The 26,175-nt window shown below is 68.3% G+C and carries 25 protein-coding genes; 10 read left to right on the top strand and 15 right to left on the bottom strand.

Annotation, left to right across the window (positions count from 1 at the left end; translation table 11 throughout):
* Nucleotides 1-72 precede the first annotated feature (72 nt).
* The 4 genes from AC50YC_RS01320 to AC50YC_RS01305 are packed head-to-tail and all read right to left on the bottom strand — an operon-like array spanning nt 73 to nt 4,857.
* Nucleotides 73-1,548, bottom strand: coding sequence for a glycoside hydrolase family 32 protein (locus tag AC50YC_RS01320; RefSeq protein WP_494951846.1), 1,476 nt, complete (start codon nt 1,546-1,548; stop codon nt 73-75).
* A 29-nt stretch (nt 1,549-1,577) separates the two neighbouring features.
* Entirely contained in the window at nt 1,578-2,474 is an 897-nt protein-coding gene (locus AC50YC_RS01315) for a carbohydrate ABC transporter permease (protein WP_494951845.1), read from the bottom strand.
* A gap of 8 nt (nt 2,475-2,482) precedes the next feature.
* On the bottom strand, nt 2,483-3,439 hold the full coding sequence (locus AC50YC_RS01310; RefSeq protein ID WP_494951844.1) for a carbohydrate ABC transporter permease: 957 nt from the start codon (nt 3,437-3,439) through the stop codon (nt 2,483-2,485).
* Entirely contained in the window at nt 3,436-4,857 is a 1,422-nt protein-coding gene (locus tag AC50YC_RS01305) for an extracellular solute-binding protein (protein ID WP_494951843.1), read from the bottom strand. Before AC50YC_RS01305 ends, AC50YC_RS01310 begins: the two co-directional genes overlap by 4 nt.
* Before the next feature lie 189 nt (nt 4,858-5,046).
* On the opposite strand from AC50YC_RS01305, the gene AC50YC_RS01300 reads away from it, so the two are divergent.
* The 3 genes from AC50YC_RS01300 to AC50YC_RS01290 are packed head-to-tail and all read left to right on the top strand — an operon-like array spanning nt 5,047 to nt 6,505.
* The gene (locus AC50YC_RS01300) at nt 5,047-5,388 is read left to right on the top strand and encodes an ArsR/SmtB family transcription factor (RefSeq protein ID WP_494951842.1); all 342 of its coding nucleotides are present in this window, start codon (nt 5,047-5,049) and stop codon (nt 5,386-5,388) included.
* Nucleotides 5,385-6,041: a dihydrofolate reductase family protein gene (locus AC50YC_RS01295; RefSeq protein WP_494951841.1), complete on the top strand. Its 657-nt coding sequence runs from the start codon at nt 5,385-5,387 to the stop codon at nt 6,039-6,041. Before AC50YC_RS01300 ends, AC50YC_RS01295 begins: the two co-directional genes overlap by 4 nt.
* Complete coding sequence (locus tag AC50YC_RS01290; protein WP_494951840.1) at nt 6,038-6,505, top strand: SRPBCC domain-containing protein; 468 nt, start codon at nt 6,038-6,040, stop codon at nt 6,503-6,505. The genes AC50YC_RS01295 and AC50YC_RS01290 overlap by 4 nt, the downstream gene beginning before the upstream one ends.
* Nucleotides 6,506-6,540: 35 nt before the next feature.
* Here the strand turns inward: AC50YC_RS01290 and AC50YC_RS01285 are convergent, their stop codons facing one another.
* From AC50YC_RS01285 to AC50YC_RS01245, 9 genes are all read right to left on the bottom strand, one after another.
* A complete protein-coding gene (locus AC50YC_RS01285; RefSeq protein WP_494951839.1) occupies nt 6,541-6,978 on the bottom strand; it encodes a VOC family protein in 438 nt (145 codons plus the stop codon).
* A 75-nt stretch (nt 6,979-7,053) separates the two neighbouring features.
* Nucleotides 7,054-8,904: an arginine--tRNA ligase gene (gene argS, locus AC50YC_RS01280; RefSeq protein WP_494951838.1), complete on the bottom strand. Its 1,851-nt coding sequence runs from the start codon at nt 8,902-8,904 to the stop codon at nt 7,054-7,056.
* A gap of 128 nt (nt 8,905-9,032) precedes the next feature.
* Entirely contained in the window at nt 9,033-11,420 is a 2,388-nt protein-coding gene (locus AC50YC_RS01275; protein WP_494951837.1) for a heavy metal translocating P-type ATPase, read from the bottom strand.
* 343 nt (nt 11,421-11,763) lie between these two features.
* Nucleotides 11,764-13,845 carry a PhoX family protein gene (locus tag AC50YC_RS01270; RefSeq protein ID WP_494951836.1) on the bottom strand — a complete coding sequence of 694 codons (2,082 nt, stop codon included), beginning with the start codon at nt 13,843-13,845 and terminating at the stop codon, nt 11,764-11,766.
* A gap of 121 nt (nt 13,846-13,966) precedes the next feature.
* Nucleotides 13,967-14,488 carry a MarR family winged helix-turn-helix transcriptional regulator gene (locus tag AC50YC_RS01265; RefSeq protein WP_494951835.1) on the bottom strand — a complete coding sequence of 174 codons (522 nt, stop codon included), beginning with the start codon at nt 14,486-14,488 and terminating at the stop codon, nt 13,967-13,969.
* 78 nt (nt 14,489-14,566) lie between these two features.
* On the bottom strand, nt 14,567-15,559 hold the full coding sequence (locus AC50YC_RS01260; protein ID WP_494951834.1) for an o-succinylbenzoate synthase: 993 nt from the start codon (nt 15,557-15,559) through the stop codon (nt 14,567-14,569).
* A 3-nt stretch (nt 15,560-15,562) separates the two neighbouring features.
* Nucleotides 15,563-15,718 (bottom strand): hypothetical protein, encoded by a 156-nt coding sequence (locus tag AC50YC_RS01255; protein WP_494951833.1) that lies wholly within the window; start codon nt 15,716-15,718, stop codon nt 15,563-15,565.
* Nucleotides 15,719-15,721: 3 nt separating this feature from the next.
* Nucleotides 15,722-16,531, bottom strand: coding sequence for a class E sortase (locus tag AC50YC_RS01250; protein ID WP_494951832.1), 810 nt, complete (start codon nt 16,529-16,531; stop codon nt 15,722-15,724).
* A 14-nt stretch (nt 16,532-16,545) separates the two neighbouring features.
* Nucleotides 16,546-17,067, bottom strand: coding sequence for a DUF6993 domain-containing protein (locus AC50YC_RS01245; RefSeq protein WP_494951831.1), 522 nt, complete (start codon nt 17,065-17,067; stop codon nt 16,546-16,548).
* 170 nt (nt 17,068-17,237) lie between these two features.
* Between AC50YC_RS01245 and AC50YC_RS01240 the strand changes: the two genes are divergently transcribed.
* A complete protein-coding gene (locus tag AC50YC_RS01240; protein ID WP_494951830.1) occupies nt 17,238-17,747 on the top strand; it encodes a prevent-host-death protein in 510 nt (169 codons plus the stop codon).
* Between the two features lie 3 nt (nt 17,748-17,750).
* Nucleotides 17,751-18,104, top strand: coding sequence for a hypothetical protein (locus AC50YC_RS01235; protein WP_494951829.1), 354 nt, complete (start codon nt 17,751-17,753; stop codon nt 18,102-18,104).
* Between the two features lie 49 nt (nt 18,105-18,153).
* Here AC50YC_RS01235 and AC50YC_RS01230 read toward each other — a convergent pair whose 3' ends face one another.
* Complete coding sequence (locus AC50YC_RS01230) at nt 18,154-19,506, bottom strand: glycoside hydrolase family 32 protein (RefSeq protein WP_494951828.1); 1,353 nt, start codon at nt 19,504-19,506, stop codon at nt 18,154-18,156.
* A gap of 73 nt (nt 19,507-19,579) precedes the next feature.
* On the opposite strand from AC50YC_RS01230, the gene AC50YC_RS01225 reads away from it, so the two are divergent.
* Complete coding sequence (locus AC50YC_RS01225; RefSeq protein ID WP_494951827.1) at nt 19,580-20,581, top strand: phosphatase PAP2 family protein; 1,002 nt, start codon at nt 19,580-19,582, stop codon at nt 20,579-20,581.
* A 22-nt stretch (nt 20,582-20,603) separates the two neighbouring features.
* Here the strand turns inward: AC50YC_RS01225 and AC50YC_RS01220 are convergent, their stop codons facing one another.
* Nucleotides 20,604-21,575: a LacI family DNA-binding transcriptional regulator gene (locus AC50YC_RS01220; protein ID WP_494951826.1), complete on the bottom strand. Its 972-nt coding sequence runs from the start codon at nt 21,573-21,575 to the stop codon at nt 20,604-20,606.
* Between the two features lie 329 nt (nt 21,576-21,904).
* Between AC50YC_RS01220 and AC50YC_RS01215 the strand changes: the two genes are divergently transcribed.
* The 4 genes from AC50YC_RS01215 to AC50YC_RS01200 all read left to right on the top strand — a co-directional run bounded on the left by AC50YC_RS01215 (nt 21,905) and on the right by AC50YC_RS01200 (nt 26,145).
* Entirely contained in the window at nt 21,905-23,185 is a 1,281-nt protein-coding gene (locus tag AC50YC_RS01215) for a M20 family metallo-hydrolase (RefSeq protein ID WP_494951825.1), read from the top strand.
* Nucleotides 23,186-23,288: 103 nt separating this feature from the next.
* Nucleotides 23,289-24,035, top strand: coding sequence for a DUF5058 family protein (locus AC50YC_RS01210; protein WP_494951824.1), 747 nt, complete (start codon nt 23,289-23,291; stop codon nt 24,033-24,035).
* A 44-nt stretch (nt 24,036-24,079) separates the two neighbouring features.
* Nucleotides 24,080-24,808 (top strand): hypothetical protein, encoded by a 729-nt coding sequence (locus AC50YC_RS01205; protein WP_494951823.1) that lies wholly within the window; start codon nt 24,080-24,082, stop codon nt 24,806-24,808.
* 92 nt (nt 24,809-24,900) lie between these two features.
* Nucleotides 24,901-26,145, top strand: coding sequence for an amidohydrolase (locus tag AC50YC_RS01200; protein ID WP_494951822.1), 1,245 nt, complete (start codon nt 24,901-24,903; stop codon nt 26,143-26,145).
* The last annotated feature ends 30 nt before the right edge of the window (nt 26,146-26,175 follow it).

Raw genomic sequence — 26,175 nt, 5'->3', positions numbered from 1 at the left:
CGGGCCGGCGCTGAACGGGCCGGCACTCAACAGCCCGACACTGCACAGGCCCGCAGGGACCGAACAGAACCTCTACTCTGGCTGTTCCAGCCGCCACACATCGGCAACCGCGCCCGCCGGCAGCTGCAGGACCCAGCGTTCGCCGGCCGCCGGGTACGCCCGCAGGGTAGTGGCCACCGACCCGGTCCGGTACACCTCCACGAGCGAGGCATCCACGAAAACACGCAGTTCCTCCCCCGGCCCGATGGTCCCCCTGAACACCACCTGGCGGGACGCCTCCGGCCCGCTACCGGCCACGAGGCAAAGTTCGACGACGGCGTCCGCGGCCAGCGCGTCCGCCCCACCGGAGCGGGACGTTACCGCGGCGGCCGCCGCGGAGGCCCCGGCAGCCGCGGAGGTCACGACGGCCTCGGCAAACGGCGGCAGCAGCACGTCCCCGACGGCCCCGACGGCCACTGGTTCGCCACGGTAGGAGTCCACTTCCGGCGCGGGTGCCATGGCCAATACCCCGTCCTCGACGGAGAGCACGCGAGGGTGGGTCAGCACGCCGGCCCAACCCGCAGCATCGATCTCCGCCTGGCTCCGGCCGCGGCGGCCATCCCGGCCCGGTCCTTCGTTGGCCCAGCCCCAAAGCAGCGCCTTCGGTGCAGCCGGTTCGGCGGCACCGTCCGGCAGCTGCAGGATCTGTGGCGCATAGAAGTCCCGGCCCAGGTCCGACTTTCCGCCGGTCTGCGGGGAAAAGACGGGCAGCCCGGTGGCGGGATCCTCAGCCAGCGAGCCGATCAGGTGGCCTACCCCGTTGACGTGCTCGTGCTGGTCGCCGGACAGCCACAGCGAGAACATCAGCACCCAGGCGTCGGGTCCGGATCCGGCCGGGACGCGCACCAGCTGCGGGCATTCCCAGATCTCTGCCGGCGTATGCGCGGCAGCAACCGGGTCCTCGGAGGTCAGCCAGATGCCCTGGTATGCCCAGTCGGACAGGTCCTCCAGGGTGTACAGCAGCAGGGCCGCGTGGCCGGAGGCGAGGCCGGCACCCTGCATGGCGTAGCGCTTGCCATTGAAGCGGAAGATGAACGGGTCCCGGACTGCCGTCACCTGCGGGTCGGCCGGCATGGACGCCGCGACGTGCCCGTCCTGGGCCCAGTCCACCAGGTCCGCGGAACCCCGGGAGATGACCACCTCGGAGTGGCCGCCGTCGCCGCGCACGCCGGAGTACGCCGCGGTGGGGACACCGCCGTCGTCCGTCACTACACCGGTCCAGCAGCCGTACTCGTCCGGCCCGCCGTCCTGCGGGCGGAGCGCCACCGGGTGCTGCTCCCAGCGCACCAGGTCGGCGGAGCTGATGTGGCCCCACGCGATCCGGTGGTGGCGGGCGGACTCGGGGTTGTACTGGAAGAAGACGTGGTAGCGGCCGTTGATGTGGCTGACACCGTTGGGGTCGTTGATCCAGCCCGTGGCGGGGCGGGGGTGGAAGCGCGGGAACGCGCGGTCCGGGTGGGCTGCGGCTACGCCGGCAAAGTCGGTGACGGCAAGGTCCGGGTATGACATGGAGTGAGGCCTTTCAGCAGGGGGTGAGGTTATTTGCCGGTGCCGGCGGTGAGGCCGTCCTGCAGGGCACGCTGGCCGAAGATGAACACCACCAGGGCGGGAATCATGGACAGGATGACACCTGCCAGGACCACCGAGATGCTGCCGGTACCCAGGTTGCCCTGCAGTGAGACGAGGCCCAGCGGCAGGGTGAAGTTTTGCTCGGAGATGGTCAGGATGAGGGGGCGGAAGAACTCGTTCCAATGGAAGTTGAAGGCCAGGATGCCCACAATCGCCATGCCCGGGACGGCCAGCGGCGCGTAGACCGAGCGGAAGGTCCGCCAGGGCGTGGCGCCGTCGATCGCCGCAGCTTCCGCAAGGTCGGCAGGCAGCCCCAAAAAGTATTGTCGCATCAGGAAGGTGCCGAACGCCGTCGGGATGGCCGGCAGGATCAGCGCCAGCAGGGTGTCCGAGAGGCCCATTCCGCGGATCAGCATAAAGACGGGCACGATCGTCACCTGGACCGGCACCATCATGGTGGCCAGCACGATCGAGAACAGCGCCCCCCGGCCGCGGAACTTCAGGTTGGCGAAGGCGTAGCCGGCCATCGCCGCTGTGACCATCTGTCCGACGGCGATCAGCCCGGTGACCAGTGCACTGTTCAGCACGAGGAGATAGATGTCCAGCTGCTGGAAGACCTGGACGTAGGACGTGAAGTCCGGGTTCACGGGAAAGAACGACGGCGGCAGCTTGAACGATTCCGATGGCGTCCGCAGTGACGTGGACAGTGTCCACATCACCGGGCCCAGGGTCATCACTGCGGCGAGGGTCAGCAGGGCCACCCGGCCCGCCAGGTTCCAGTTCGGCCGGCGGCGTGGCCGGGCTGGCAGGGCCGGGTCCGGGGCCTGGGCCGGGCGGGTGGTCGCACGCTCTGTTGTGGTTGACATGGCTGGCCTTACTGGTAGAAGACGAATCGTTTGCTGAGCCGGAACTGCGCGGCGGTGATGGCCATGATGATCAGGGTGAGGATCACGCCGATGGCCGAGGCCTGGCCGAATTCCAGCCGCTGGAACGCGGATTCGAAGATGACCATCACGGCTGTGCGGGTCGAATCTCCGGGCCCGCCGCGGGTCAGGACGTAGGGCTGGTCAAACACCTGGAGCGCGCTGATGATGGCCATGACCGAGGCCAGCAGCGTGGTGGGGCTCAGCAGCGGCAGCGTGACGTAGAGGTGCTTGCGCCACCCCGTTGCCCCGTCCAGGGAGGCCGCCTCATAGGTTTCGGTGGGTATGGAGGCCAGCCCGCCGATGAACAGCAGGAACGAGAAGCCGAAGTTCTGCCACACATAGACAAGGATGACGACGGCGGCGGATCCGCCGGGTGTGGTCAGCCACGGCACCGCGGGGATGCCGGCGAGGGACAGGAACCAGTTGACCACGCCGAACTGCTCGTTGAAGAGGTAGCGCATGAAGATGGACACCGACGCGGCGGAGAGGATCAGGGGGAAGAAGAACGCCGAGCGGAAGACGGTCCGCAGCCAGGACGGCATCTTCTCCTGCACCATCACGGCGAGCGCCAGGGCCAGGCCGAGCTGGAGGGCCACGGCCACCACCACGAACAGGATCGTGTTCAGGAAGGACACCCGGACCGTGGGGTCCTGGACCACCTCGGCGAAGTTGTCGAAGCCCACGAACGTCGGGGCCGAGATGATGTCCCAGCGGAAGAACGCCAGGACCACCGACGCCGCGATGGGCACCAGGGTGAACAGGCCCATGCCCACGATGGTGGGGGCCAGGAAGATCCAGGCCAGCCAGCGCTGGCTGTGCCGTCCGGACACTGCGGCCGCCGCCCCGGATGCAGCCGGTTTTGCGGCCTGCTTCGGCCGCTCCCGGCGGGGGATGGTGGTGCTCATGACTGCCTCCTCAGGGCAATTTCAAGATCGCGCTGCATGGAGTCGAGGGCCTGCTTGAGCTGGCGCTCGTCGCCACTGACGGCCAGCGAGACGTTTTTCATCAGGGCCGTTTCGACGGCGGCCTGCTGGGGCGGTGCCGGAATGGGCCCGGTGGTGGGGTACTTGTCCAGCGTGTCGTAGAAGACTTTCCAGTGCGCCGGGCCCTTGCCCGTGTACAGGGCCTCGTTGACCATGGAACGACGGGCGGGCGTGGTCACCGGGTTGGGGAAAATCATTTCCATGGCCTCGCGGCTGGAACTGAACTTGATCCATTCCCAGGCGGCGTCCTTGTCCTTGGCCGTCTTCATGATGGCGTAGCCGGCCGTCCCGAACTGGTGCCGCTGGCTCCGCCACTTGGGGAAGAAAGCCACGTCGAAGTCGTTTTCCTTCATGCCGGCTTCGTGCAGGCCCTGCACCCAGTAGCCGCCGGCCGGGGTGGTGCCGATCCGGTTGGAGGCGAACAACCCCACCAGGGAGGAGCCGCCGCCTTCCTCCGGGCGGACGCCCAGCCCGTCTTTGACCAGGCCGCGCAGGTAGTCGAAGGACTCGAACACGCGCGGATCGTCGGCGTTGGGTTCCAGCCACTGGTAGCCGCCGCTGCGCAGGCCGCGGGAGGGATCGTTGGCGTAGAAGCCGTCCCAGAGCCAGTCACCGCCGGCCGACCGGGTCTCCTTCAGGAAGCTGGTGTCGTTGGCGTAGAGCCAGGGCACAACACCGCCGAAGAGCCGGTTGGTCCAGTAGTACGGGGTGAAGTCGGAGGGACGGGCTTTGCGCATGGCGGCGAGGCTGTTGCGGAAGTCCACATGGGTCCAGTCGTCCGCCGGGCGCTGCAGCCCCGCCTGCTGGAAGGCGGTGGTGTTGTAGTACATGTTGGCGGCGTTCCAGTCCATCGGGAGCTGGTAGAGGCTGCCCTTGTACATGAAGGCCTCCACCAGGCTGGGGTGCACATCGTCGAAGAACTCGGCCATGTCCGCAGCGTCGCGGCGCAGGTACTCGTCCAGCGGATGGGCCAGCTTGTCGGCGAAAAGCTGCGCGCCCTCGGTGGCCACGTAGACAACGTCCGGCGGGGTGCCCGCGGCCACCATGGTGAGGATCTTGGTGAAGAAGTCTTTCCAGTCCGCGGCCTGGATGGCCTGGACCTTGACCGGAATGTCCGGGTGGAGCCGGGTGAATGCGTCGATGGCGCGCTGGCGCGCGGCGGCATCGGCGGCGGTCCCCATGATGGCAATGCTGAGGCTGTTGTCCCCTCGCCCGGGAATGTCGGTTCCGGAGAGCCGCGGCCACGACGCCACGGTTGCTCCCACAATTCCTGCCCCCAGGGCACCAAGGGCGGTCCGGCGCGAGAATTCCCGCAGGCGGCCAGGTGTGGTACCGGTCATAGCAACTTCCTTCCTAACACGTGTTAGGAACTGTAGATCGTGGACCTAACACGTGTCAAGAATCACTTGTTCCCCTCGTCACCTGGCGGAGTCCGGACAGGCCGAATCCACCTGAACCCTAGGCAAGGGGGTCGATCCGGCTGGACAAAACTCTTGACAGACCGCGCGCCGCTCAGGACACTTAGGCATATGCCAAACTATCGAGCAGAAGTCGATTTGGTGCTTCGCTCGCTCGCCGATCCGACCCGGCGCGCCGTCGTCGAGATTCTCGCGAAGGGCCCCACCCCTGTGTCGGCCCTCGCTGGTCGCTTCAAGATCACTCTCCCGTCGATGCTCCAGCATCTTGGCGTGCTCGAGGAGGCGGGCGTCGTCACGTCGGAGAAGAACGGCCGGGTGCGGACCGTCAGTCTTCGCCCGGGCGCTCTCGATGTGCTTCACCTCTGGCTCGGCGAGCAGCGCACGCCGGCCGAAAGCCGAGCCGACCGGCTCGGCATCCACCTCACCCGCCACACTCAGGAGACCCAGCTATGACACGCGTCCGAGTCGACCTCAACATCTCGCTCGACGGCTTCGCCACGACCACCGACCAGACCCCTGAAAACCCGTTCGGCGATGACTGGGGGCGCCTCACCGCTGCGTACGCTGCGACGCGCACCATCCGTGAACGGGTGTTCCACGACGCAAGCGGGGAGGGAACCACAGGCGTCGATGACCGCTACGCCGCGCGCTACTTCGAAGATATCGGCGCGGAGATCATGGGCGCGGGCATGTTCGGACTGCAGGCGAACCCCGACGACCCCGACTGGCGTGGATGGTGGGGCGACGAGCCGCCCTTCCACGTGCCCGTCTTCGTACTCACGCACTCGCCCCGCCCGTCGATGGAGATGGCAGGGGGCACCACCTTCCACTTCCTCACGGCGTCCCCGGAGGAAGCGCTTCGCACCGCCGCCGCGGCAGCGGACGGCGGCGACGTACGCGTGGGTGGGGGCGCGTCCACTGTTCGGGACTTCCTCCGCGCCGGCCTCGTCGACGATCTCCACGTGGGCATCGTCCCCATCCTCCTTGGGGGCGGCGTGCGGCTGTGGGATGACCTGCGCGGTCTGGAGTCGGGTTATGACGTCACCTCAGAGGCAGCACCGGGTGGCGTGACGCATGTGACCTTCCGACGCGAGGTTCGCTCATGACCGCCGTCGCGCATGCCGGATTCACCCTGGTTCGCGACTATCCGGCGGCACTCGCCGATCTCTGGGCCGCGTTCGCCGTCGAGAAGCGCAAGCGCGACTGGTTTGGCGGCGGTGACGAGTGGACGCCTAGTGAGTGGCGCTTCGATTTCCGAGTCGGCGGACTCGACATCGACGAGGCACGCTTCCACAACGGCGTGCTTTCACGCTACGAGGCGCGCTACACCGACATCGTCGAGCACACGCGAATCGTCACGAGTTACGACATGTGGATCGACGGCACGCACATTTCCACGTCGGTAGCGTCGTTCGAGTTTGAGCGTCTTGACGAAGGGTCTCGACTGACGCATACCGAGCACGGCGTTCACCTCGACGGTCTCGATGACGGCGCTGGCCGGGAGTACGGCAGCCGGCTGCTCCTCGATGCCCTCGGCCGCACGCTCGCGTCCGGGCTGTCCGCCATCTAGTTCACGCGGGCATGGGGCTCTGGTTGCTTCGGGAATCAGTCTTTCTTCAGTTTCTCGGCGAGCATCACGATGATTCCGCTGGGACCGCGCAGATACGTGAGTTTGTATTCGTCACCGTAGGTCGCCACGCCGCGTAGCGGATGGCATCCGTGCTTCGCAGCTACCTCAAGGGCCTTGTCAATGTCGTCGACCGAAAAGGCCACGCGGTGCATGCCGATGTCGTTGGGACGAGTTGGGTTCGTCTCTATCGCTTCGGGGTGGATGTATTCGAAGAGCTCAAGTCGACCATGACCGTCGGGGGTCTGGAGCATCGCGATGTTGGCGTGGTTGCCGTCAAGTCCGACGGCGGTGTCGGTCCATTCGCCGCTGACCGTGTCACGGCCGACGACCGTGAGCCCGAGGTCGGCGAAAAAGGCGATTGCTGCTTCGAGGTCGCGAACGGCGATACCGACGTTCTCAAGTTTGATGGCCATGCGTTGAAGCTACCAAGGCGGACCGATTAGCTCCAGTGGCTAGCGGGGAACCAAAGCGCCCTCCCGGGCCTGCTGCTACATGTTCTCCGGGGTCTCGATGCCCAGCAGGTCCAGGCCCTCGGACAGCCGGCGCAGCACCAGGGCGCACAGGGCGAGCCGCGATTCCCGGACCGAGTCCTCGGACTTCAGCACGGGGCACTGGTCGTAGAAGGATGTGAAGAGCTGGGCGAGTTCGAACAGGTACGTGCACAGCCGGTGCGGCTCCAGCGCCTCGCGCACCTTGTACAGCGTCGCGCCGTATTCGAGCAGGTGCAGGGCCAGGGCCCGTTCGGCGGGTTCGACGACGGCGATCAGCGTCGCTGCTGTGCCGCCGTCGATGCCGGTCCCGGCAGTGTCGGTCCCCCCTGTTGTCCACGGCGGGCCGCCGTCGATCCCGGTCGCGGCGGTTGTCTCCGGCGTCCCGCCGTCGATCTCGGCAGCCTCCAGCGCCGTGTACCGCTCCAGCACGCCGGCCTTGCGCAGGATCGAGCGGATCCGCGCGGCGGCGTACTGCACGTAGGGTCCGGTGTTGCCGCTGAGGGCCAGCATCCGGTCGAAGTCGAAGACGTACTCGGTGTCGTGGCCCACGGAAAGGTCGGCGTACTTGACCGCGCCGATGCCCACCTGCCGGGCGGTCACGGCGCGCTCCGCCGCGGTGAGCTCGGGCCGGCTCGCGTCGATGACGGCTCGGGCCCGGTCCACGGCCTCCTCCAGCAGGGCCATCAGCTTGACCGGGGCACCGGAGCGGGACTTCAGGATCTTCCCGTCCTCCCCCAGCACGTTGCCGATCTGCACGTGCACGGCCTCCACCGTGTCCGGCAGCCAGCCGGCTTCGCGGGCGGTGGCCATGACCATGCGCAGGTGCATGTTCTGCGGCGCGCCCACGACGTACAGGACGCGGTTGGCCTCGAGCTCGCGGACCCGGTACCGGATGGTGGCGAGGTCCGTGGTGCCGTAGCCGTAGCCGCCGTCGGACTTGCGGATGATCAGCGGCATCGGCTCGCCGTCGCGTCCGGTGAAACCGGCCGGGAAGGTGCACAGGGCGCCGTCGCTGACCCGGGCAATGCCGCGCTCCTCGAGTTCCTGGCACAGCTGTGCCAGATGGGCGTCGTAGGAGCTTTCGCCGGCGATGTGGTCGTCGGTGAGGCTGATGCCCAGCATCGAGTAGATGGCGTTGAAGTAGCGTTTGGACTGGGCCACGAGCCGCTGCCAGACGGCGAAGGTCTCCGCGTCGCCGCCCTGCAGCGCCACCACCCGCTGCCGCGCGCGGGTGGCGAACCCGTCCTCGTCGGTGGCGGAGGCGTCGAACTTGGCCCGGGCGGCCTGGTAGAACGCGCTGGGGTCATCAACCAGCAGCGCCGCCGCCGGGGAGTCCTCGCCGATCTCCAGCCAGTGCTCGATCAGCATCCCGAACGGGGTGCCCCAGTCGCCGATGTGGTTCTGCCGGATGACGGTGTCGCCCAGCGCCTCGAAGACCTTCACCAGGCTGTCCCCCACCACCGTGGTGCGCAGGTGCCCGACGTGCATTTCCTTCGCGACGTTCGGGGAGGAATAGTCGACGACGACGCGCTGGGCTTCCGCCGCCGGCACGGCCGGAGCGCCGGGAGACGCGGCGTTGAGCAGCTCCTCGATCCAGGTCCCGTCGAAGGTGAGGTTGATGAAGCCGGGTCCGGAGATCTCGACCGAGGTGCAGATCCCGTCCAGGTCCAGGACCTCGACGATCCGGGCGGCGGCGTCCCGCGGGGGCATGCCGACCTTCTTGGCCAGCGCCATGGCCGCGTTGATCTGGATGTCCGCGAACTGCGAGGGCCGGACCACGGGATCGGTCCCGCGGTACTCTTCGCCGAACGCGCTGGCAATTGCTGCCTGGACTCTGGGGACAACCATTTCGGCCGGATTATTCACACTGTTCAAATTATCAGTTCCGCCCCTCCCCCGAAGCCCCGGGGGCAAGGAGCGCCCGGAGCGATGCGGCCCCGGTGCCCCGAAGCCCCGGTGCCCCGCGGACGCTGCGGTCAGATCTTCGTGGCGCGCAGGCGCAGCGCGTTGGTGATCACGCTTACGGAGGACAGTGCCATCGCGGCAGCGGCGACGATGGGTGAGAGCAGCAGGCCGAAGGCGGGGTAGAGAATGCCTGCGGCCAGCGGGATCCCGGCCGCGTTGTAGATGAACGCGAAGACGAGGTTCTGGCGGATGTTGGCCATGGTGGCTTCGGAGAGTTTCCTGGCCCGCACGATTCCGGTCAGGTCCCCCTTCAGCAGCGTAATGCCGGCGCTTTCGATCGCCACGTCCGTCCCGGAACCCATGGCGATGCCGACGTCGGCCGCGGCCAGGGCGGGAGCGTCGTTGACGCCGTCGCCCGCCATGGCGACGACCCGGCCTTCGGCGCGGAGCCGCTCCACTACGGCGCTCTTGTGATCGGGCAGCACCTCCGCCTCAACCTCCGTGATTCCCAGCCGCCGGGCGACCGCTTCGGCGGTAGTGCGGTTGTCACCGGTGAGCATGAGGACGCGGATGCCTTCCTTTTGCAGGGCGGCCAGCGCGGCGGGCGTGCTTTCCTTGACCGGGTCCGCGATGGCAAGCACCGCGGCGGGGAGTCCGTCGATGGCGGCAAAAATGGCGGTGGCACCGTCGGCCCGCAGCTCCTCGGCACGAGCGTCGAGGGCATCGGTCCGCACGCCTTCGGAGGCCAGGAACTGTGCACTGCCCAGCAGCACGCGCCGTCCCTCAACCGTTCCGGAGACACCCTTTCCCAGCGGCGAGTCGAAGTCCTCCACCTGCGGAATCGTGATGCCGGCGCCCTGGGCTGCTTCGATGATGGCCAGGCCGAGCGGGTGCTCGGAGGCCTGCTCGACGGCGGCGGCCAGGCGCAGCACGTCCTGTTCCGCGAAGCCGTCGGCCGTGACAATCCCGGTGACGGAGGGCCGCCCCTCGGTCAGGGTCCCGGTCTTGTCCACAACGAGCGTGTCGACCTTTTCCATCCGTTCCAGGGCTTCGGCATTCTTGATGAGCACGCCCAGTCCCGCACCGCGCCCGACGCCGACCATGATGGACATCGGCGTGGCCAGGCCCAGGGCACACGGGCAGGCAATGATCAGCACGGAGACGGCCACGATCAGGCCGTGCGCCATCCGGGGTTCCGGTCCAACCAGTGCCCAGATGATGAAGGCGGCCACGGCGATGGCAATGACGATGGGAACGAACCAGGCCGCGACCTTGTCCGCCAGGCCCTGGATCGGGGCCCGTGACCGCTGGGCGGCGGCGACCATGGCGACGATGCGGGCCAGCATGGAGTCCCGGCCCAGCTTCTCTGCGCTGATGACCAGCGCGCCGGTCTGGTTGAGCGTGCCGCCGACGACGTGGTCCCCGGCTTGTTTGGTCACGGGCATCGATTCGCCGGTGACCAGGGATTCATCGAGCGTGGAGCGCCCGTCCACCACCTCGCCGTCGACCGGGACCTTCTCTCCGGGCCGGACCCGGACCTGGTCGCCGACCTGCAGCTGGCCGAGCGGGACTTCCAGTTCGACGCCGTCGCTCCCGATCCGCCGCGCAGTCTTGGGCGTCAGATCCAGCAGGGCCTTGATGGCACCGGAGGTCTGCTCCCGGGCCCGCAGCTCGAGCACCTGGCCGAGGAGAACCAGGACCACAATGACCGCGGCGGCCTCGAAGTAGACGTCGACGCTGCCGTCCATGCCCCGGAACGCCTCCGGAAAGGCGGACGGGACGAAGACGGCGGCCACGCTGTAAAGCCAGGCGACGCCGGTGCCGATCGCGATCAGGGTGAACATGTTCAGTTGCATCGTCCGGAGCGAGGCCCAGCCGCGGACGAAGAATGGCCAGCCTGCCCACAGGACGACGGGGGTGGCCAGGAAGAACTGGATCCAGGCGGAGATCCGGGGCGGTACCACTTCGTGCAGCGCAGGGAAGAGGTGCACACCCATTTCGAGGATGAAGACCGGGATTGTGAGGGCCAGACCGATCCAGAAGCGCCGGGTCATGTAGGCGAGTTCGGGGTTGGGGCCGCTGCCGGCCGTGACGGTCACCGGTTCCGAAGCCATCCCGCAGATCGGGCAGGAACCGGGGCCGGCCTGCCGGATTTCAGGGTGCATCGAGCAGGTGTACTCCAGCTCGGCGTCCTCCGACGACGGCGCCTCCGCCGGCGCCACGGCCCCGGATTCCACGGCCCCGGGCTCCCCCAGACCGGACTCCCCCGCGCCGGGCAGATACCGGTCCGGCTCCGCCAGGAACTTGCCCTGGCATCCGGACGAGCAGAAGTAGAACGGCTGTCCCTGGTGTTCGGCGTGGTGTCCGGTGGCGTGCGGGTCAACGGTCATCCCGCAGACAGGATCTTTGACCTGTTCGGCCGTCCCGGTCCCGTGGTGGTGGTGTGCATGCTCAGTCATGATGGCGCTGGTCTCCTCAACACGGATAGGGAATGTCCGTGGAGTCCGGAAGCGTCAGGTCACCCGAGATGGCGCTCCGCTGAACCGCGGAGGAAGACCTTCAATGCGTGGGGCCAGCCCTGGGCGGGCGCCGTGACGACTCTTTCCGGTACTCCCGACGTTATACCCCTAGGGGGTACCAGTCAAAGGCTGGCCGACTTGTGCGGTCATACTGCACAGCAGACCCTCTCCGCACATCCGGTCCCCAACCGGCAAACGCCCCCTCACATCCCGCGGTTGATCTGCGGGATGTGAGGGAGCGTCGAAACCCACCAAACGGGAGTGAGAGTCCGGGCGAAGAACTCTAGGCGTCGGTGCGGAAGACCTGGACCACGGAGGGGCGCGGGGCGCGGGCCTGGCCCCGGGCCGGCGTCGTGCCTGCCGGAACGTAGTCCGGGAAGAAGGACAGCTGCGCGTCGAAGGTGCCGTCCTCGCCCGGATGCTGCACAGAGACGAACACGGTGCGTTCCTCGTCGCGGATGATCGGCCCGCAGGTTTCGCCGTCGCGGGGGACGGCGAGGAACTGCTCCACGCGGCCGCGTTCGGCGCCGTCGAGGGTGACCTTGAACAGTCCGTCGGCCTTGCCGATGCCGGAGGGGGCGCCGTCGGTGGAGATCCAGAGGTTGCCGACCGAGTCGAACGCGAGGTTGTCCGGGCAGGAGATGGGCGAGACCTGGTCCACCGGGAAGCCGGAGAAGTAGGTCACGTCCCCGGAGGCGGGATCGCCGCAGACCATCAGCAGGTTCCAGGTGAAGTTCGTGGAGGTCTGGTCGCCGGTCTCGGTGATTTCCACGATGTGGCCGTCGCGGTTGGCGTTGCGCGGGTTGACCTCGGTGGCGCCTTCCTTGCCGATCTTGCCGCGGTCCGAGTTGTTGGTGCAGGCGACGTAGACCTTGCCGGTGTGCAGGCTGGGCTCGACGTCCTCGCAGCGGTCCATCTTTGTGGGGCCCACCTTGTCCGCGGCCAGGCGGGTGTAAACCAGCACCTCTTCAACGGTCATCCCGGGTACCTTGGATACGCCGCCGACGACGAGCGGCAGCCATTCGCCGGTGCCGTCGAAGCCGCCGTCGGCCGGGACCGTGCCCGTGCCGGTGATCTCGAAGGCCGGGGAGCTGCCGGTGAACCGGGCCACGTAGAGGTCGCCGGCGGAGAGCAGGGTCATGTTGTGCTTGCGGTCGCCCTCGATGTACTTGGCGGCGGAGACGAACTTGTAGAGGTAGTCGAAGCGCTCGTCGTCGCCCGAGTAGGCCACCACGTGGCCGGACTCGGCCACGATCACGTTGGCCCCCTCGTGCTTGAAGCGGCCCAGGGAGGAGTGCTTCTTCGGGGTCGACGTCGGGTCGAACGGATCGACCTCGACGATCCAGCCGAAGCGGTTGGCTTCGTTTTCGTAGCCCAGGGTGCGGGTGTCGAAGCGCGGATCGTCCAGTTCCCACTGCCGGGCCGTGGGCTTGTTGGTGAGCCCGTAGCGCTTGTCCTCGGCCGAGGTGCCGGTGCCGACGAAGTACCCGTTGAAGTTCTCCTCGCCGGAGAGGATGGTGCCCCAGGGGGTGGTGCCGCCGGCGCAGTTGCCCAGCGTGCCGAGGATGCGGCGCCCGGAGGGGTCGGCGGCGGTGCGGACCAGCGGCGAGCCGGCCACCGGCCCGGTGAGCTCGTAGGCGGTGTTGTTCAGGTAGCGGCGGTTCAGCCCGGCACCCTTGACGTAGCTCCACGGCTTGTTCTTGTTTTTGCGCTCCAGCTCCACGACGGAGAGACCGTGCGCGGCGGCACCGATCGCGCGGACGTCGGCGGCGGGCATTGTGGCCGGGAACATGATGGCCTCGTTGGTGTACTCGTGGTTGGCGAAGAGCACCGCGCGGCGGCCCTTGCTGCCGGGGATCTCGAGGATGTCGGTGTAGTCGTTGTTGTAGCCGAACTGGCGCGCCTGGGCGGCCGCGGTCTGGTTGCCGAGGTCGAAGTCCGGGGCATCGTTGAAGATCGGGTCACCCCAGCGGATCACCGGCTGCCAGGTGAAGCCTTCCGGGACGGTGACGGCGTCGACGGCGGCATCCACCGGGGCGATCGCGGTGAACTTGAGCTTGGAGGCACCGTAGCCGTTCTTGGCTGCCGGGGACAGGCCGGGACCGCCGGCCACTGCGGCCTCGGGCGAGGCCAGGGCACCGCCGAACGCGACGGCGAGGGCACCGGCGGCGCCGAAGCCCAGGGCGGCGCGGCGGGACATGGTCGCGGAGGCGATGTCGCGGAAGTAGCCGTTCGAGCTGGTGTTGCAGACCTCGCCGGTGCAGGCGTTGTCGCACTTCAGCGCGCAGGTGACGGCGCTGCGCTTGCCTTTGGTGTGGCCGAGCATGGGGAGCAGGGAGAACTTGCGTCCGGAGGAAACAGACATGGAGAGACCTTCCACGGGTGGATTGGGGTGCCTCCCCACCGTTCCAGCCGCACACTACGCGGAGTCGACTCTCAGATGAAGTTCCGGTGAACTCCGGCGGGCCAAGCTAAGCCCTGCGCGGTTAGGCCTCTTCCGGGTCGGTAGCGGCTGCCATCAGCCGCTGGCCGATACCCTCGAGGAATTCGGCGATGTCCACGATGCTCTCCTCGGAGGACCTCTGGAGCAGGGCCACTGCGGCCGCGGCGAAGTGGTCGTTGGCCCACTGCATCGCATCGGTCCCCTCCGGGCTCAGGTGCAGCAGCACGCTGCGCCGGTCGGTGGGGTTGGGCTTGCGCACCATAAAGCCCTTGGCTTCCAGCCGGTCCACCATGGCGGTGACCGAGCCGGTGGTGATGTTCAGCGCCTTGCCCAGGTCCTTGGGGGTGAGCCCGTCCACCTCGCCCACAAAGGCCATCGCGTTGATGTCGATCGTGCCGATCCCCAGCTTCTCGGCCAGCCGGATGCGGAGCGCGTAGGTCCCCGTGTCAACGCGCCGCAGGCCCTGGACAATGCGGAGCAGCCCGGCTTGGTGGGTCTCGTTCTGGCCCTCCGCAGGCTTGGCCTTGGCCAGCTCGTCAACTTGCTGGGGTACCGGGGTGGTCATGACGAATCTTCCGTTCTAAAGCTAATTTCGGCGGCAACGTCGCCGCGCCCGCACCTACTTTACTCGCACCCGCACGCCTCACTGGTCGGCGGCCAGCACCGCGTGGACGCGGCGCAGGCGCTCCAGCCACCACTCGCGGCGCTCCGGCGCGGCCGCGTATTCCGCCAGCAGCCCAGGATCGGCGGCCACCTCGCGGACCCGGATGGCGCCGTCGTCGGGCACCAGGGAGTCCCGGGTGACGTCGGCGGCGAGCAGCGACACGGTCCCCAGCCCGCAGGCGTACGGCAGGTCGGGCAGGGCGGCGGCGAGCGCCAGTCCGGCGCGGATTCCCACGGAGGTGTCCAGGGCAGAGCTGACGACGGCGGGGAGTCCGGCCTGCGCCACGATATCCAGGGCGCGCCGCACTCCCCCGAGCGGTGCCACCTTCACGACGATCAGGTCCGCGGCGCCGGCGCGGGCCACCTTGAGTGGGTCGTCCTCCTTGCGCACGCTTTCGTCCGCGGCGATCAGCACCGGGACACCGGCGGCGCGCAGCCGGCGGCGGACCTCGGCGAGGCCGGCGATGTCCGGCACCGGCTGTTCGGCGTATTCCAGCCCGACGGCGGACAGGCGGGTCAGTGCCTCGACGGCGGCCGGGATGTCCCAGCCGCCGTTCGCGTCCACCCGGATCGCGGCGTCGGGAAGCGCCGCGCGGACCGCGGCGACCCGGGCGGCGTCGTCCTCGAGGCTCTGCCCGGGCTCGGCGACCTTGATCTTGACGGCGTCCACCCGGCCGAAGCGGGCCAGGATCTCCGGGACCCGGTCCGCGGCGATGGCGGGGACCGTGGCGTTGACCGGAATCAGCTGCCGGAGCGGCTCCGGGAATCCCTGCCAGCCGGCCTCGATGGCGGCGGCGAGCCAGCGGGAGGCTTCCGGGTCGCCGTACTCCGGGAAGGGGCAGAACTCGCCCCAGCCCAGCGGGCCGTCCAGCAGCAGGGCCTCGCGCTGGACGATGCCGCGGAACTTCACCCGCATCGGCAGGCTCACCACGTGCGCCCCGGCGAGGAGCTCCTCCAGTACTGGGAGCTGCACTTCTCAGCCCACCGTCGCGTCGGTCAGGTTGGTGAGGTCCGCCAGCCAGGGGAAGACAAAGTCGACCAGCAGGAACAGCGCCCCTGTCAGGAGGGCGGCGGAGAGCAGGATCCGCATCCAGAGGGGTCCGGGGAGGTGCTGAAAAAGCCAAAGGTACATGGTCTAGCCTTTCCCCTGCAGTGCGGCGAGTTGTTTGGCGATGGGTGCCGGGGGCCCGGCGCTGAGCGGCTGCCAGGATTCGAAGGCCGAGTAGGCGATGATGCGCTCCTCGGATCCGAAGCGCGGGTTGCAGCTGGTCATGGTCAGCAGCCGCTGTTCCGGCGCCGCCCCGGGTTGGGTGGGCACCGGCGCGATCACGTCGGTCCGGTCCGGCAGGACGATCTCCTGGTTCCGGAAGACGTAGGTGTAGAAGCCGTCGGCGGTCTGGACGTAGATTTTGTCCCCGGGCACGAGGGTGTGGATGTTGTCCAGGACCGCGCCGTGGGTCTGGCGGTGGCCTGCCATCACGAAGTTCCCGACGGCACCGGGCATCGCCGTGCCCGCGTAGCGGCCCAGGCCCAGGGTGTCGATGACGTCGCTGCTGGTGCCCTCGATGATCGGGCGGCTGTAGTCGGCTCCGAAGCGGGGAATGTAGACGACGCCGATCGCCGCCCCGTGGGCCGGTGCGTCGCCGACCGGCACGGAGGCCGGGTCCGCGGGGTCCACCGGCGCGGTGGTGTCCGGCCCGGTGCCGGAGGGGTCATCCGGGATCGGCGCCTGGTGCTCCTGGACGAACTGCTTCACGGCAGCACCCTGGGCCGCGTCCGCTTCAACGTTGGTCCACCACAGCTGCCAGGCGACGAAGAGGCCGGCGATCACACCGAAGGTGATCAGCAGTTCGCCCGCCACCTGCACAGCCATCAGCGAGCGCCGCGGGCGGGTGCGGAGTGTTTCCTGCGCGACGGCGGCGCGGCGGTTCAGTACCTTCGACATGGAACTCCTGTTGCTTACCGCTGGACGCTGCCAATAAAGCATCGCCCGTTCGGAAGAACCGGCAAGACTGACGTTGCCACAGTTCCGGACCGGAGCTGCGCCATCACACATTCGTTCTCGCCCAGCACTCCGACCTCGACGGCGTCGGCGGCCAGTCCCGTGGGCGTGCGGGACGCGGACACCTCGACGGCGGCCGGGGCAAAGCCCGCCGCGGCAAGGCTCTCGCGGACCTGCGCCGTGCTGGGTTGCGGCGAGGACGCCACCAGTGCCTGCAGCGCCGCCTCGACGGCAGCGGAAACACCGGACGGAGCCGGGGCCGCGGTCACTCCCGGGGAGGCGGCATCCGTTGCCGGCCTGCCCGCTGCCGGGGCGCTGCTGGTCGGGCCGGGCGAACCAGCCGGGTTGGAGATGACCGTGGGTGCGGGGGCCGTACACGCCGCCATCCCGATCACCAACGGCAGCACCAGGACAGCCAGCAGCCCCACACAACGGCGGCCGCGTGGGCTGTGGAGCGCGGCGGGGGCAGGGAAAGTCACCGGATCATCCTCCCATATCGGGTCAGGCGCCCCCCGCAGCCGATGACGTGCCCACCGTCCGCTTACGGAGACCGCTAGGCGTTGAGCCGTAAACCATCTACTGGGCAACGCCACGACCTGTAGCCCCCTGCTCCTCGACTTCAGAACACGTTCTGAGTTAGTGTTGGCGCATGAGCGCAGCAACCAAATCACGGAAGACCGCCCAGTCTTCCAAAACACCAGTGACATCCCAACCCGTCCAGACCCGGACGTCGTTCCAGTCTTCTGAACTGAGCCGCTCCTCCGCTGAAGTTTTTGCGGCTGCTGCCGACCACCCTGTCCGGGTCACCCGCCGTGACGGCGAGTCCCTCGTGCTGATGTCCGAGAGCGCAGATGCGGCACGCATTTCACTGCTGGAACTGGCTGCCCAGCTCGTTGCAGTCTCCACAAGCACGGAGGGAACACTTGCAGCCCGCATGAGCGACCGCTTCCCGTGGATGCTTGCCCTGAGCCCAGCTGACCGGGAGGCTTGCGCCGACGATGTCCTGGCGGCAGCCCGGGCGTCCTTTGCCACCAATGAGCCCCATCTGGCCATTGCTGAACTGACCTCATGGCGTGAGACGGCCACAGCCATCGCAGCCGGCCTCGGCAAGGAACCTGTGGAGTGGCTCGACGACTCGGAAGCCGTCGAGCGTCCGTAGAGCATGGCGAAGAGTGAGAAAAGCGAAAAGGTTGAGCGGCCGACAAAGAAGAGTGAGTACGAACTTCGGTTTGCCTCTGTCCAGGCGCGACGTGGCTGGACAGATCTGAAAGCCACGATCAGGAACCCCTTGGTCGATGCCTGGGATTTTCTGACGCACACCCCTGAGCAGATAACACCCTTCAACTACCCTCTACGCGGTGAGTTGGGTCTTGTGAAGCGTGGCGGGGCCACCCATCAGCGGTGGCAGCACAAGCCCACACTCAAGGGCGATGCCCGCATTTGGTTCTACGTCGTGGATCGAGTGGTCTTTCTTGAGCAGGTCCATGCAAGCCATCCCAACGAAACCAAGAGTTGAGTGATCACGCACCCGTGAAGGCGCTGAACTCCACAATGCACGTCCTTGTCTACAGGACCATGTCCGGCCGCTCCGGGTGCCGGAGCTCCCAGACGTCCGCCGCGGCGCCGTGCGGCAGCTCCAGCTGCCACTCCTCGCCCGGGCCCGGATAGGCGCGCAGGGTCGCGGGGACGGAGCCGTGGCGGTAGACCTCCACAATCGAGGCGTCCAGGAAGATCCGCAGCTCATCGCCCCCGGCCACGGTGTCGGCGAACACGGTCCGCCGCCGCTCCGCCGAGACGAGGACCAGCTTGAGCATTCCCTCTCCCCCGGCCACCCGGACCTCCGACTCCGGCGGCACACTGACGGTGCCCGCGGCGCCGTGGTGCAGCCGGTCGCCGCGGTACGCAAGGAGTTCGGGGGCGGGCTCGACGGCGAGGACATCGCCGTGCACGGAGAGCTGGCGCGGGAACGTCAGGATCCCGGCCCAGCCGGCGTCGTCCGTCTCCGCCGGGGTGCGTCCGGGGCGGGCCTCGCTGTCCTCCGCCTCACCGGACCAGCCCCAGAGCAGCGCCCGGTCCGGCAGGGAGAGGAGCTGCGGGGCGTAGAACTCCCGTCCCAGGTCGGCTTTCCCGCCCGACGCCGGCGTGAACACCGGCAGACCGCTGCCGTCCGCTGCCAGCGAGCCCAGGAGGTAGCCGACGCCGTTGGGGTGGTCGTGGTGGTCCGTCGCCAGCCACAGCGAGGCCATCAGCACCCAGGTCTCCGCGCCGGAGGAATCCGGGACCCGGATCAGCTGCGGGCACTCCCAGATCTCCGCCGGCAGGTGCCGGGCCGCGAGCGGGTCCTCCGAGCTGAACCAGATCCCCTCGTACCGCCAGTCGCGGAGGTCCTCCACGCTGTACAGCAGCACGGCGGCGTGTCCGGAGGCGAGCCCGGCGCCCTGGAGGGCGAAGCGGCGGCCCTGGAAGGTGAAGAGGAACGGGTCGCGGACGGCGGTGACCTGCGGGTCCGGGGGCACCTCGGCCGCGACGTGCCCGTCCTGGGTCCAGGTGCGCAGGGCTGTATCCGCCCGGGCCAGGACCACGCGGGAGTGCCCGTCCAGGGTGTCGACGCCGGAATAGGCAGCGGTGGGGACGCCGCCGTCGTCGGTCACCACACCGGACCAGCAGCCCAGCGCGTCCGGTCCGCCGGGCTGGGGCCGGAGCGCCACCGGCTCCTCGTCCCAGTGGACCAGGTCGGGGGAACTCAGGTGCCCCCAGCAGATGCTGTGGTGCCGGGCGGAGTCCGGGTTGTACTGGAAGAACACGTGGTAGCGGCCGTCCACGTAGCTCAGCCCGTTGGGGTCGTTGATCCAGCCTTGCGCCGGCCGCGGATGGAAGCGGGGGAAGGCTGGGTCCGGATGGTGCGCCGCGGTGTCCATGGCCAAAACACTACCCGTGCCGCAGCGGGTCGCCCTCAGAAACTTCGCAGGGTTCTGTGGGAACCTGAGATGGATGATTTTTCGGCAGGAACACACCAGTACGCAGCCGGCTCCGGAGTACCCGCAGCCGGCTTCCGCGCGCGCCGCGGGCACCCGCCCGGGCGGCCGCGAGGGCATCCGCGAGGGCAACCCGGCGGAGCCCGCCGGCCGCCAAGGCTGGGGCACCGGATTCCTGTTCCTGCTGGCCACCCTCGCCAGCATGGCGGCGCTGGCCGGGACCTACTACTTCTTTGTCCGCACCACCACGGGCCAGTTCATCGATGAATCGGCCCTCGTGGAGGCGGTCGAAATCCACGGCACCGCCGGCAAGGCCGCCAACAAGCTCCTCGACTCGCTGCCCGCGCTGTCCCTGCTGATCTCCGCGGTGGTGGTCCTGATCGTCACCGTGGTGAAGCGGCGCTGGACCGCGGCGGGGATCGCGGTGGCGGCCTGCGTGGGCGCCAACGTGGCCACCCAGATCCTCAAGGACATCGTCCCGGACCGGCCCTACCGCGGGATCGAGACCCTCGAGCTGAACTCGCTGCCCTCCGGGCACACCACCCTGGCGGCGTCGGCCGCGGCGGCGGTGTTCCTGATGGTCTCCCCGCGCTGGCGGCCGCTCGCCGGTTTCCTGGGCGGCAGCTTCGCCGTCGCCACCGGGGTGTCCACGCTGATCAACCAGTGGCACCGGCCCGCCGACGTCGTCGCGGCCTTCCTCGTCGTGGCTGTGTTTATGCTCCCGGCGGGCTGGCTGATCATCCGCAAGGGTCCGCGCTGGAACTTCTGGGACGGCTACGGCCAGCACTGGGCCTCCTCGCGGCTGTGGCTGGCGCTGCCGCTGCTGGCGGGGCTGGCCGCAGCCGCCGTGGCCGCCTTTTCGCTGCTCAGTGTCGCCGCCACGGGCCTGGCGGGCAGTACCACGCACTACTTCTGGGCCGGCACCGCGCTGATCGTCATCGCGGGCTACCTCGCCACGGTCGGCGGCGTGTGGCTGTTCGGGCATGCTGCACGACGGCGGAGCGCACCCCGCCGCTGACCGGGGCCCAAACCCGGACCGTCTAATCAGCCACCGTCGTGGCCCGCGGCACCAGGACCGGCGGGAGCAGCGTTGAGCTCGCCGTTTTGCCGCCGATCCCCTGCAGCAGGGCCTCCACGCTGAGCCGGCCCATGGCCTTCAGATCCGACCGCACTGACGTGAGCGGAACGGGCAGGTTGTCGGCCAGGAGGAGGTCGTTGTAGCCGATGAGCGCAACGTCTTCGCGCAGCCGTTTTCCGGCGGCCCGGATGGCACCCATCGCACCAAGGGCGGTGAGGTCGTCCACGGCAAAGATCGCCGTGGGCGGCTCGGGCAGCGCCAGCAGCTGCTCTCCGGCCACGCGGCCGGCAGCGGTGCCGAATCCGGTGCTCACCACATACGGGTCCTCCACCGGATAGCCGGCGGCCTCGAACGCGCGCCGGAAGCCCTGGGACCGTTCCCGTCCGGTGCTCGCCAGTAGATCCCCGGCGATGACGCCGACCCGCCGGTGACGCAGCTCCAAAAGGTGCTGCGCCGCCAGTCTGCCGCCAAGCTCGTCATCGGTCGCGACGGACAGATGCCCCTCCAGCCGGCGCATCACGAGCACATAGGGGACGCCGCGGCTCTGCAGCTCGTAGCCGGCCGTGTCGCCGATGTGCGAATCCCCAATAATCACCCCGTCCATCCGCCGGGACAGCATGGCATCGAGCCGGGCCCGGCGGTGCCCGGGATCGTCAAAGGTGTTCGCTACCACCGTGCTGTAGCCGGCCGACTCCGCAGCCGCGTCGATGCTCTCGTAGATGGTGGCGAGCGCCAGATCGGTCAGGCGGGGAACCAGCACGCCAATCAGTCGCGAGCTTCCGGTCCGGAGACCGGCGGCGCCCAGATTGCGGTGGTAACCGAGCATGGCAGCGAGCTCGCGCACGCGCCGGACCGTCTCGGTGCTGATCCCCGCGGGATCCTCGCTGAGCGCCCGGGAGGCGGTGGAGACATGCACCTGGGCGTGACGGGCCACCGTGGCCAGCGTGACGGCCTTGGATCGCCCGGATGCGGGTGAGTCGGCCTTGGAGCGCCCGGGTGCGGGTGAGTCGGCGATGGCGGTGCCCCCTTCCGGTCTTCCTAGAAGTCTAGAGCCCTCCGGCTGAACATCCCATGCAAAGGTTTGCGTTACGCCGCAACGCCAGCCTGATCGTCAAATGTTAATTGCCAAGAAACCTTGACGAAACAACAGGATTCTAGTGTGATGTACGAAACATTCCCCTCCGCTTTGCCCCGCAACCGATGCAGCGCAATCGATTGCACTAGCCCTCACATGTTCGGACCGACGCTTGACGAAGGAGCCCGATGCTCGATCTCACCGATCAGAGCCAGGATGCCGCCGAACGACTCGGTCAAGGCATCCTGGAGCTGGCGAAGTACCGGGATGAGGCCCGGCCCGGCTGGACCAGGGAAGTCTTCAGCGAGGCGTACCGGGAATCCCGGCAGTGGGTTTCCGAACGGATGGCCGCCGCGGGCCTTGAGGTCCAGGTGGACACCGCCGGCAATATCGTCGGCCGGCTCGCGGGCACCAATCCCAACGCCCCGGCGCTGGTGACCGGTTCACACACGGACACGGTCGACGGCGGCGGCCGTTTCGACGGCGTCGTGGGCGTGCTCGGCGCGCTGGAGGCCGTCCAGCTGCTTCGGAAATCCGGACAACGGCTCAGCCGGGACCTCCTGGTGGTGGACTTCCTCGGGGAGGAATCCAATGCCTTTGGCCTCAGTTGCCTGGGCAGCAGGGCCATCGCCGGAGAACTGACCCGCGCCGACCTGGACCGGCAGGATTACCGCGGCGTCAGCCTCGGGCAGGCATACCGGGACTTCGGGCTCGATCCCGGGGCCGTGCTCCAGACACACTGGGCCCGCACCGCGCCGCTCCATGCCTTCATCGAGCTGCACATCGAACAGGGCCCCACGCTGGAACAGCGCCAGCTGCCGCTGGGCATCGTCACCGCGATCACCGGGATCGAGCGGCTCGTCGCAACCTTCACGGGAAGCCCCGACCACGCCGGCACCCGGCCGATGAATGATCGAAAGGACGCCATGGTCGCCGCGGCCGAAGCGGTGCTCTCGGTCCGCCGCGAAGGCTGCGGAGCGCCCAACCACGGGGTCGCCACCACCACCCGAATCGAATCCGAGTCGCGGTCGCCCAACGTGGTCCCGTCCCTCGTCCGGATGACCAGCGAAGTCCGGAGCGTCGACAACGACTGGCTCAGCGGGGTCCGCGGCCGCCTGGCCGAGGAGATCCTGGCCAACGCCCGGAATCTGGGGGTCGACGTCGAGTTCGACTGGTCCACCGACAACACCGTGGTTCACGCCGACGCCGGGATCCACGACGTCGCCGCCGCGGCCGCCGACGCCATCGGCATTCCATGGATGCCCATCCCCAGCGGGGCTACCCACGACGCCGTTCACATGGCGGCGCTGGCGCCAATGGGCATGATTTTTGTCCCCTCCAGGGCCGGCAAGAGCCACTGCCCGGAGGAATGGACCGATTTCGCGGACATTGCCACCGGCGTCGGCGCCCTGGCGCAGACGCTGACCCTGCTCGACCGCACCGGGCTGTCCTCCGCAGTTCTGAACTGAACCGGCCGGACCTGACAACGGAACCGAACTGACCTGAGCTTCACCGACCCAGCACCACGCCACTCCTTATCCGCTCGCATCCTCATCCAGCATCGGAGCATCCATGACTACTGCAGAAACCCCCGGGGCCTCCACGGACATCCTCGCGATCGCCAATATCCCCGTCCTGTGGGTGCTGGCCATCGGTGTCTTCGCGGCCATCATTCTCCAGACCGTCATCTACATGCGCGCCGCCAGGAAGGCGGGGCCGGCCGCTGACATTTCCCAGACCGAGTTGAAACAGTCCTTCCGGGCCGGTGCCGTGGCGGCGATCGGCCCGTCCCTCGCCGTCGTGCTGGTCAGCATTGCGCTGATGACACTGTTCGGGACGCCCGCGGTGCTGGTCCGGATCGGCCTGGTGGGTTCCGCAGCCACAGAATCCGCATCGGCAAGCCTCGCCGCCACGACCATGGGGGCAACGCTCGGCGGCCCGGGTTACGACCAGAGCGTCTTTGCCGTGGCGTTCATGGCGATGAGCATGTCCGGCGCCATGTGGATGATTTCCACGCTGATCCTCACCCCGATCCTCCGGCGCGGTGATTCGAAGCTGCGCAGGGTCAACCCGGCGCTGATGGCGATCGTTCCCGCGGCCGCGCTGATCGGGGCGTTCGCCAGCCTCGGCATCGCGGAGCTCGGCAAGACCCCCGTGCATATCATCACCGTCATCGTGTCCGCCCTGGTCATGGGCATCTGCCTCGCGCTGGCCAAGAAGTTCGACGTCGCGTGGCTCCGGGAATGGGGGCTCGGGATCTCGATCCTGGTCGGCCTGTTCGTCGCCTACGCCGCCCACACGTCCGGCATGGCTGCCTAGGCAGCGAATTCCAGCCATATCCCGTCTCGAAAGGATTGATTTTCATGACTGCTCTCGCTACTGATGCCTCACGCGCCGCGACCCTCCTCCAATTCGACCGCACCACCTCCCGCTGGGGCCAGATCACCATGGGCTCCGCACTCATCCTCTCGCTCGCAGCTCCGCTCTACCTCGTGCTCTTCGGCGACCTGGGCATCACCTCCGGCCAGGTCTGGACGGCCTTCTTCGCCGTCGCGGCCGCGTTCTTCGTGCTGTGGTTTGTCGAACCCATCACCTACTACCCGGTCCTCGGCCCAGCCGCCATGTACCAGGCCTTTATGATCGGCAACATCGCCAACAAGCTGCTCCCGTCGGCTCTGGTGGCCCAGGCAACCGTCGGCGCCAAGGCAGGCACCAAACGGGGCGAGTTTGCGGCCCTCATGGCCATCTGCGGAGCCGCGATGGTGCACGTGTTCTCGATGCTGCTGTTCGTCGGTGTGCTCGGCACCTGGCTGGTCAGCGTCATCCCGGCCGGCGTCGTCGACGTCGCCCGGCTTTACATCTTCCCCAGCATCATCGGCGCCGTTCTGGTACAGCTCGTTGTCACCATGAAGCAGCCACGGGTGACGGTCATCGCCGTCGTCGTCGCCGTCGTCGTCCTCTTCGTCCTGGTCCCCGCCGTCCCGGCGCTCGCCAAGCCGGCCACCGGGATCGTGGTCCTGCTGACGGCGGCTCTGGCGTGGTTCCTGCGGCCCCGCAAAAACGCGCCCGCCAACACCTCCCTCGTGAACTAGCCGCCCGAACCAGCGAACCAGGCCCACTGGACTAAGTACAGTGAGCACCCCGAACCAGACTCCGAACTCCGAACTCCTCCGGAAGGAACCCCATGACCACCAGTACTGCCTTGTTTGAACTCAGCGACACCCGCCGGGCCGAGATGCACGAGCTCTACCGCCACCTTCACGCCCATCCGGAACTCTCCATGCAGGAGACCAACACGGCGGCGTTCATCCAGCAGAAGCTCGATGCGCTGGGCCTGGAAACGTTTCTGTGCGGCGGCACCGGCGTCGTGGGGATCCTGCGCAACGGGACCGGACCCGTGGTGGGCTACCGGGCGGACACCGACGGCCTGCCGATGAAGGAGGACACCGGCCTGGCGTTCGCCAGCACCGCCACCGGCACGCTCGCGGACGGCACGGCCGTCCCGGTGATGCACGGCTGCGGCCACGACACCCACATGACCGTCGCCCTGACGGCCGTCCAGCTGCTGAGCGAAAACCTGGACGCGTGGTCCGGAACCGTGGTCTTCATCTTCCAGCCCGGTGAGGAAACCGGCGCCGGAGCCAAGGCCATGATCGCGGACGGACTCTGGGACAAGGCCCCGAAGCCGGAAATCATCTACGGGCAGCATGTCTGGCCGGGCCTGTCCGGGACCGTCAACATCAGCAGCGGTACGGCCATGGCCATGGCAGATTCCTGGAAGGTCACCGTCCACGGCCGCCAGGCTCACGGCTCCCAGCCGGAACAGTCCATCGACCCGATCGTCCTCGGCGCCCACATGGTGGTGCGGCTGCAGACCGTCGTCTCCCGCGAGGTCCACCCGATGAAGTCCGCTGTGGTGACCGTGGGCACCTTCCACGCCGGGCTGAAGGAAAACATTATCCCGGCCACGGCCGAGTTCTCCCTCAACGTCCGGACGTTCGACGTCGACGTCCGCACCCGCGTGCTCGATTCCCTGCGCCGCATCCTGCACGCCGAAGCGGACGCCTCCGGAGCCCCCGCCCCCGAGATCGAGGAAATCTCCAGCTTCCCGCGGTGCTACAACGACCCCGCCTCCGCCGACGCCCTGATCGGCGAGTTCCAGGCCGCCCTCGGCGGGGACTGCGTAAACGTGGTCCCGCCGGTGATGGGCAGCGAGGACTTCGGGCTCCTCGCGGAGGTGCTGGAGGTACCGTCCGTGTACTGGATGTTCGGTGCCTACACGCAGGAAAGGCTCGACGCCGAGACTCCCCTTCCCGGGAACCACTCGCCGTACTTCGCACCGGATATCGAGCCAACGCTGGGCACGGGCGTCCGCGCCGCCTTGACCTCCCTGCTCTCCCGGGTGGGCCGGTCCGGGGCCGCGCTGTGACCGACACGGAGGCCCGGTCCGGGGCCGGCC

The sequence above is a fragment of the Pseudarthrobacter sp. MDT1-56 genome (genome assembly GCF_059383555.1).
This window is presented reverse-complemented; position numbering and strand designations above follow the sequence as displayed.

What these genes read in the sequence shown, in the direction of transcription:
- AC50YC_RS01320 (WP_494951846.1), bottom strand. Translation starts at nt 1,548, where the DNA reads ATGTCATACCCGGACCTTGCCGTCACCGACTTTGCCGGCGTAGCCGCA.
- AC50YC_RS01315 (WP_494951845.1), bottom strand. Translation starts at nt 2,474, where the DNA reads ATGTCAACCACAACAGAGCGTGCGACCACCCGCCCGGCCCAGGCCCCG.
- AC50YC_RS01310 (WP_494951844.1), bottom strand. Translation starts at nt 3,439, where the DNA reads ATGAGCACCACCATCCCCCGCCGGGAGCGGCCGAAGCAGGCCGCAAAA.
- AC50YC_RS01305 (WP_494951843.1), bottom strand. Translation starts at nt 4,857, where the DNA reads ATGACCGGTACCACACCTGGCCGCCTGCGGGAATTCTCGCGCCGGACC.
- AC50YC_RS01300 (WP_494951842.1), top strand. Translation starts at nt 5,047, where the DNA reads ATGCCAAACTATCGAGCAGAAGTCGATTTGGTGCTTCGCTCGCTCGCC.
- AC50YC_RS01295 (WP_494951841.1), top strand. Translation starts at nt 5,385, where the DNA reads ATGACACGCGTCCGAGTCGACCTCAACATCTCGCTCGACGGCTTCGCC.
- AC50YC_RS01290 (WP_494951840.1), top strand. Translation starts at nt 6,038, where the DNA reads ATGACCGCCGTCGCGCATGCCGGATTCACCCTGGTTCGCGACTATCCG.
- AC50YC_RS01285 (WP_494951839.1), bottom strand. Translation starts at nt 6,978, where the DNA reads ATGGCCATCAAACTTGAGAACGTCGGTATCGCCGTTCGCGACCTCGAA.
- argS (WP_494951838.1), bottom strand. Translation starts at nt 8,904, where the DNA reads ATGGTTGTCCCCAGAGTCCAGGCAGCAATTGCCAGCGCGTTCGGCGAA.
- AC50YC_RS01275 (WP_494951837.1), bottom strand. Translation starts at nt 11,420, where the DNA reads ATGACTGAGCATGCACACCACCACCACGGGACCGGGACGGCCGAACAG.
- AC50YC_RS01270 (WP_494951836.1), bottom strand. Translation starts at nt 13,845, where the DNA reads ATGTCTGTTTCCTCCGGACGCAAGTTCTCCCTGCTCCCCATGCTCGGC.
- AC50YC_RS01265 (WP_494951835.1), bottom strand. Translation starts at nt 14,488, where the DNA reads ATGACCACCCCGGTACCCCAGCAAGTTGACGAGCTGGCCAAGGCCAAG.
- AC50YC_RS01255 (WP_494951833.1), bottom strand. Translation starts at nt 15,718, where the DNA reads ATGTACCTTTGGCTTTTTCAGCACCTCCCCGGACCCCTCTGGATGCGG.
- AC50YC_RS01250 (WP_494951832.1), bottom strand. Translation starts at nt 16,531, where the DNA reads ATGTCGAAGGTACTGAACCGCCGCGCCGCCGTCGCGCAGGAAACACTC.
- AC50YC_RS01240 (WP_494951830.1), top strand. Translation starts at nt 17,238, where the DNA reads ATGAGCGCAGCAACCAAATCACGGAAGACCGCCCAGTCTTCCAAAACA.
- AC50YC_RS01235 (WP_494951829.1), top strand. Translation starts at nt 17,751, where the DNA reads ATGGCGAAGAGTGAGAAAAGCGAAAAGGTTGAGCGGCCGACAAAGAAG.
- AC50YC_RS01230 (WP_494951828.1), bottom strand. Translation starts at nt 19,506, where the DNA reads ATGGACACCGCGGCGCACCATCCGGACCCAGCCTTCCCCCGCTTCCAT.
- AC50YC_RS01225 (WP_494951827.1), top strand. Translation starts at nt 19,580, where the DNA reads ATGATTTTTCGGCAGGAACACACCAGTACGCAGCCGGCTCCGGAGTAC.
- AC50YC_RS01215 (WP_494951825.1), top strand. Translation starts at nt 21,905, where the DNA reads ATGCTCGATCTCACCGATCAGAGCCAGGATGCCGCCGAACGACTCGGT.
- AC50YC_RS01210 (WP_494951824.1), top strand. Translation starts at nt 23,289, where the DNA reads ATGACTACTGCAGAAACCCCCGGGGCCTCCACGGACATCCTCGCGATC.
- AC50YC_RS01205 (WP_494951823.1), top strand. Translation starts at nt 24,080, where the DNA reads ATGACTGCTCTCGCTACTGATGCCTCACGCGCCGCGACCCTCCTCCAA.
- AC50YC_RS01200 (WP_494951822.1), top strand. Translation starts at nt 24,901, where the DNA reads ATGACCACCAGTACTGCCTTGTTTGAACTCAGCGACACCCGCCGGGCC.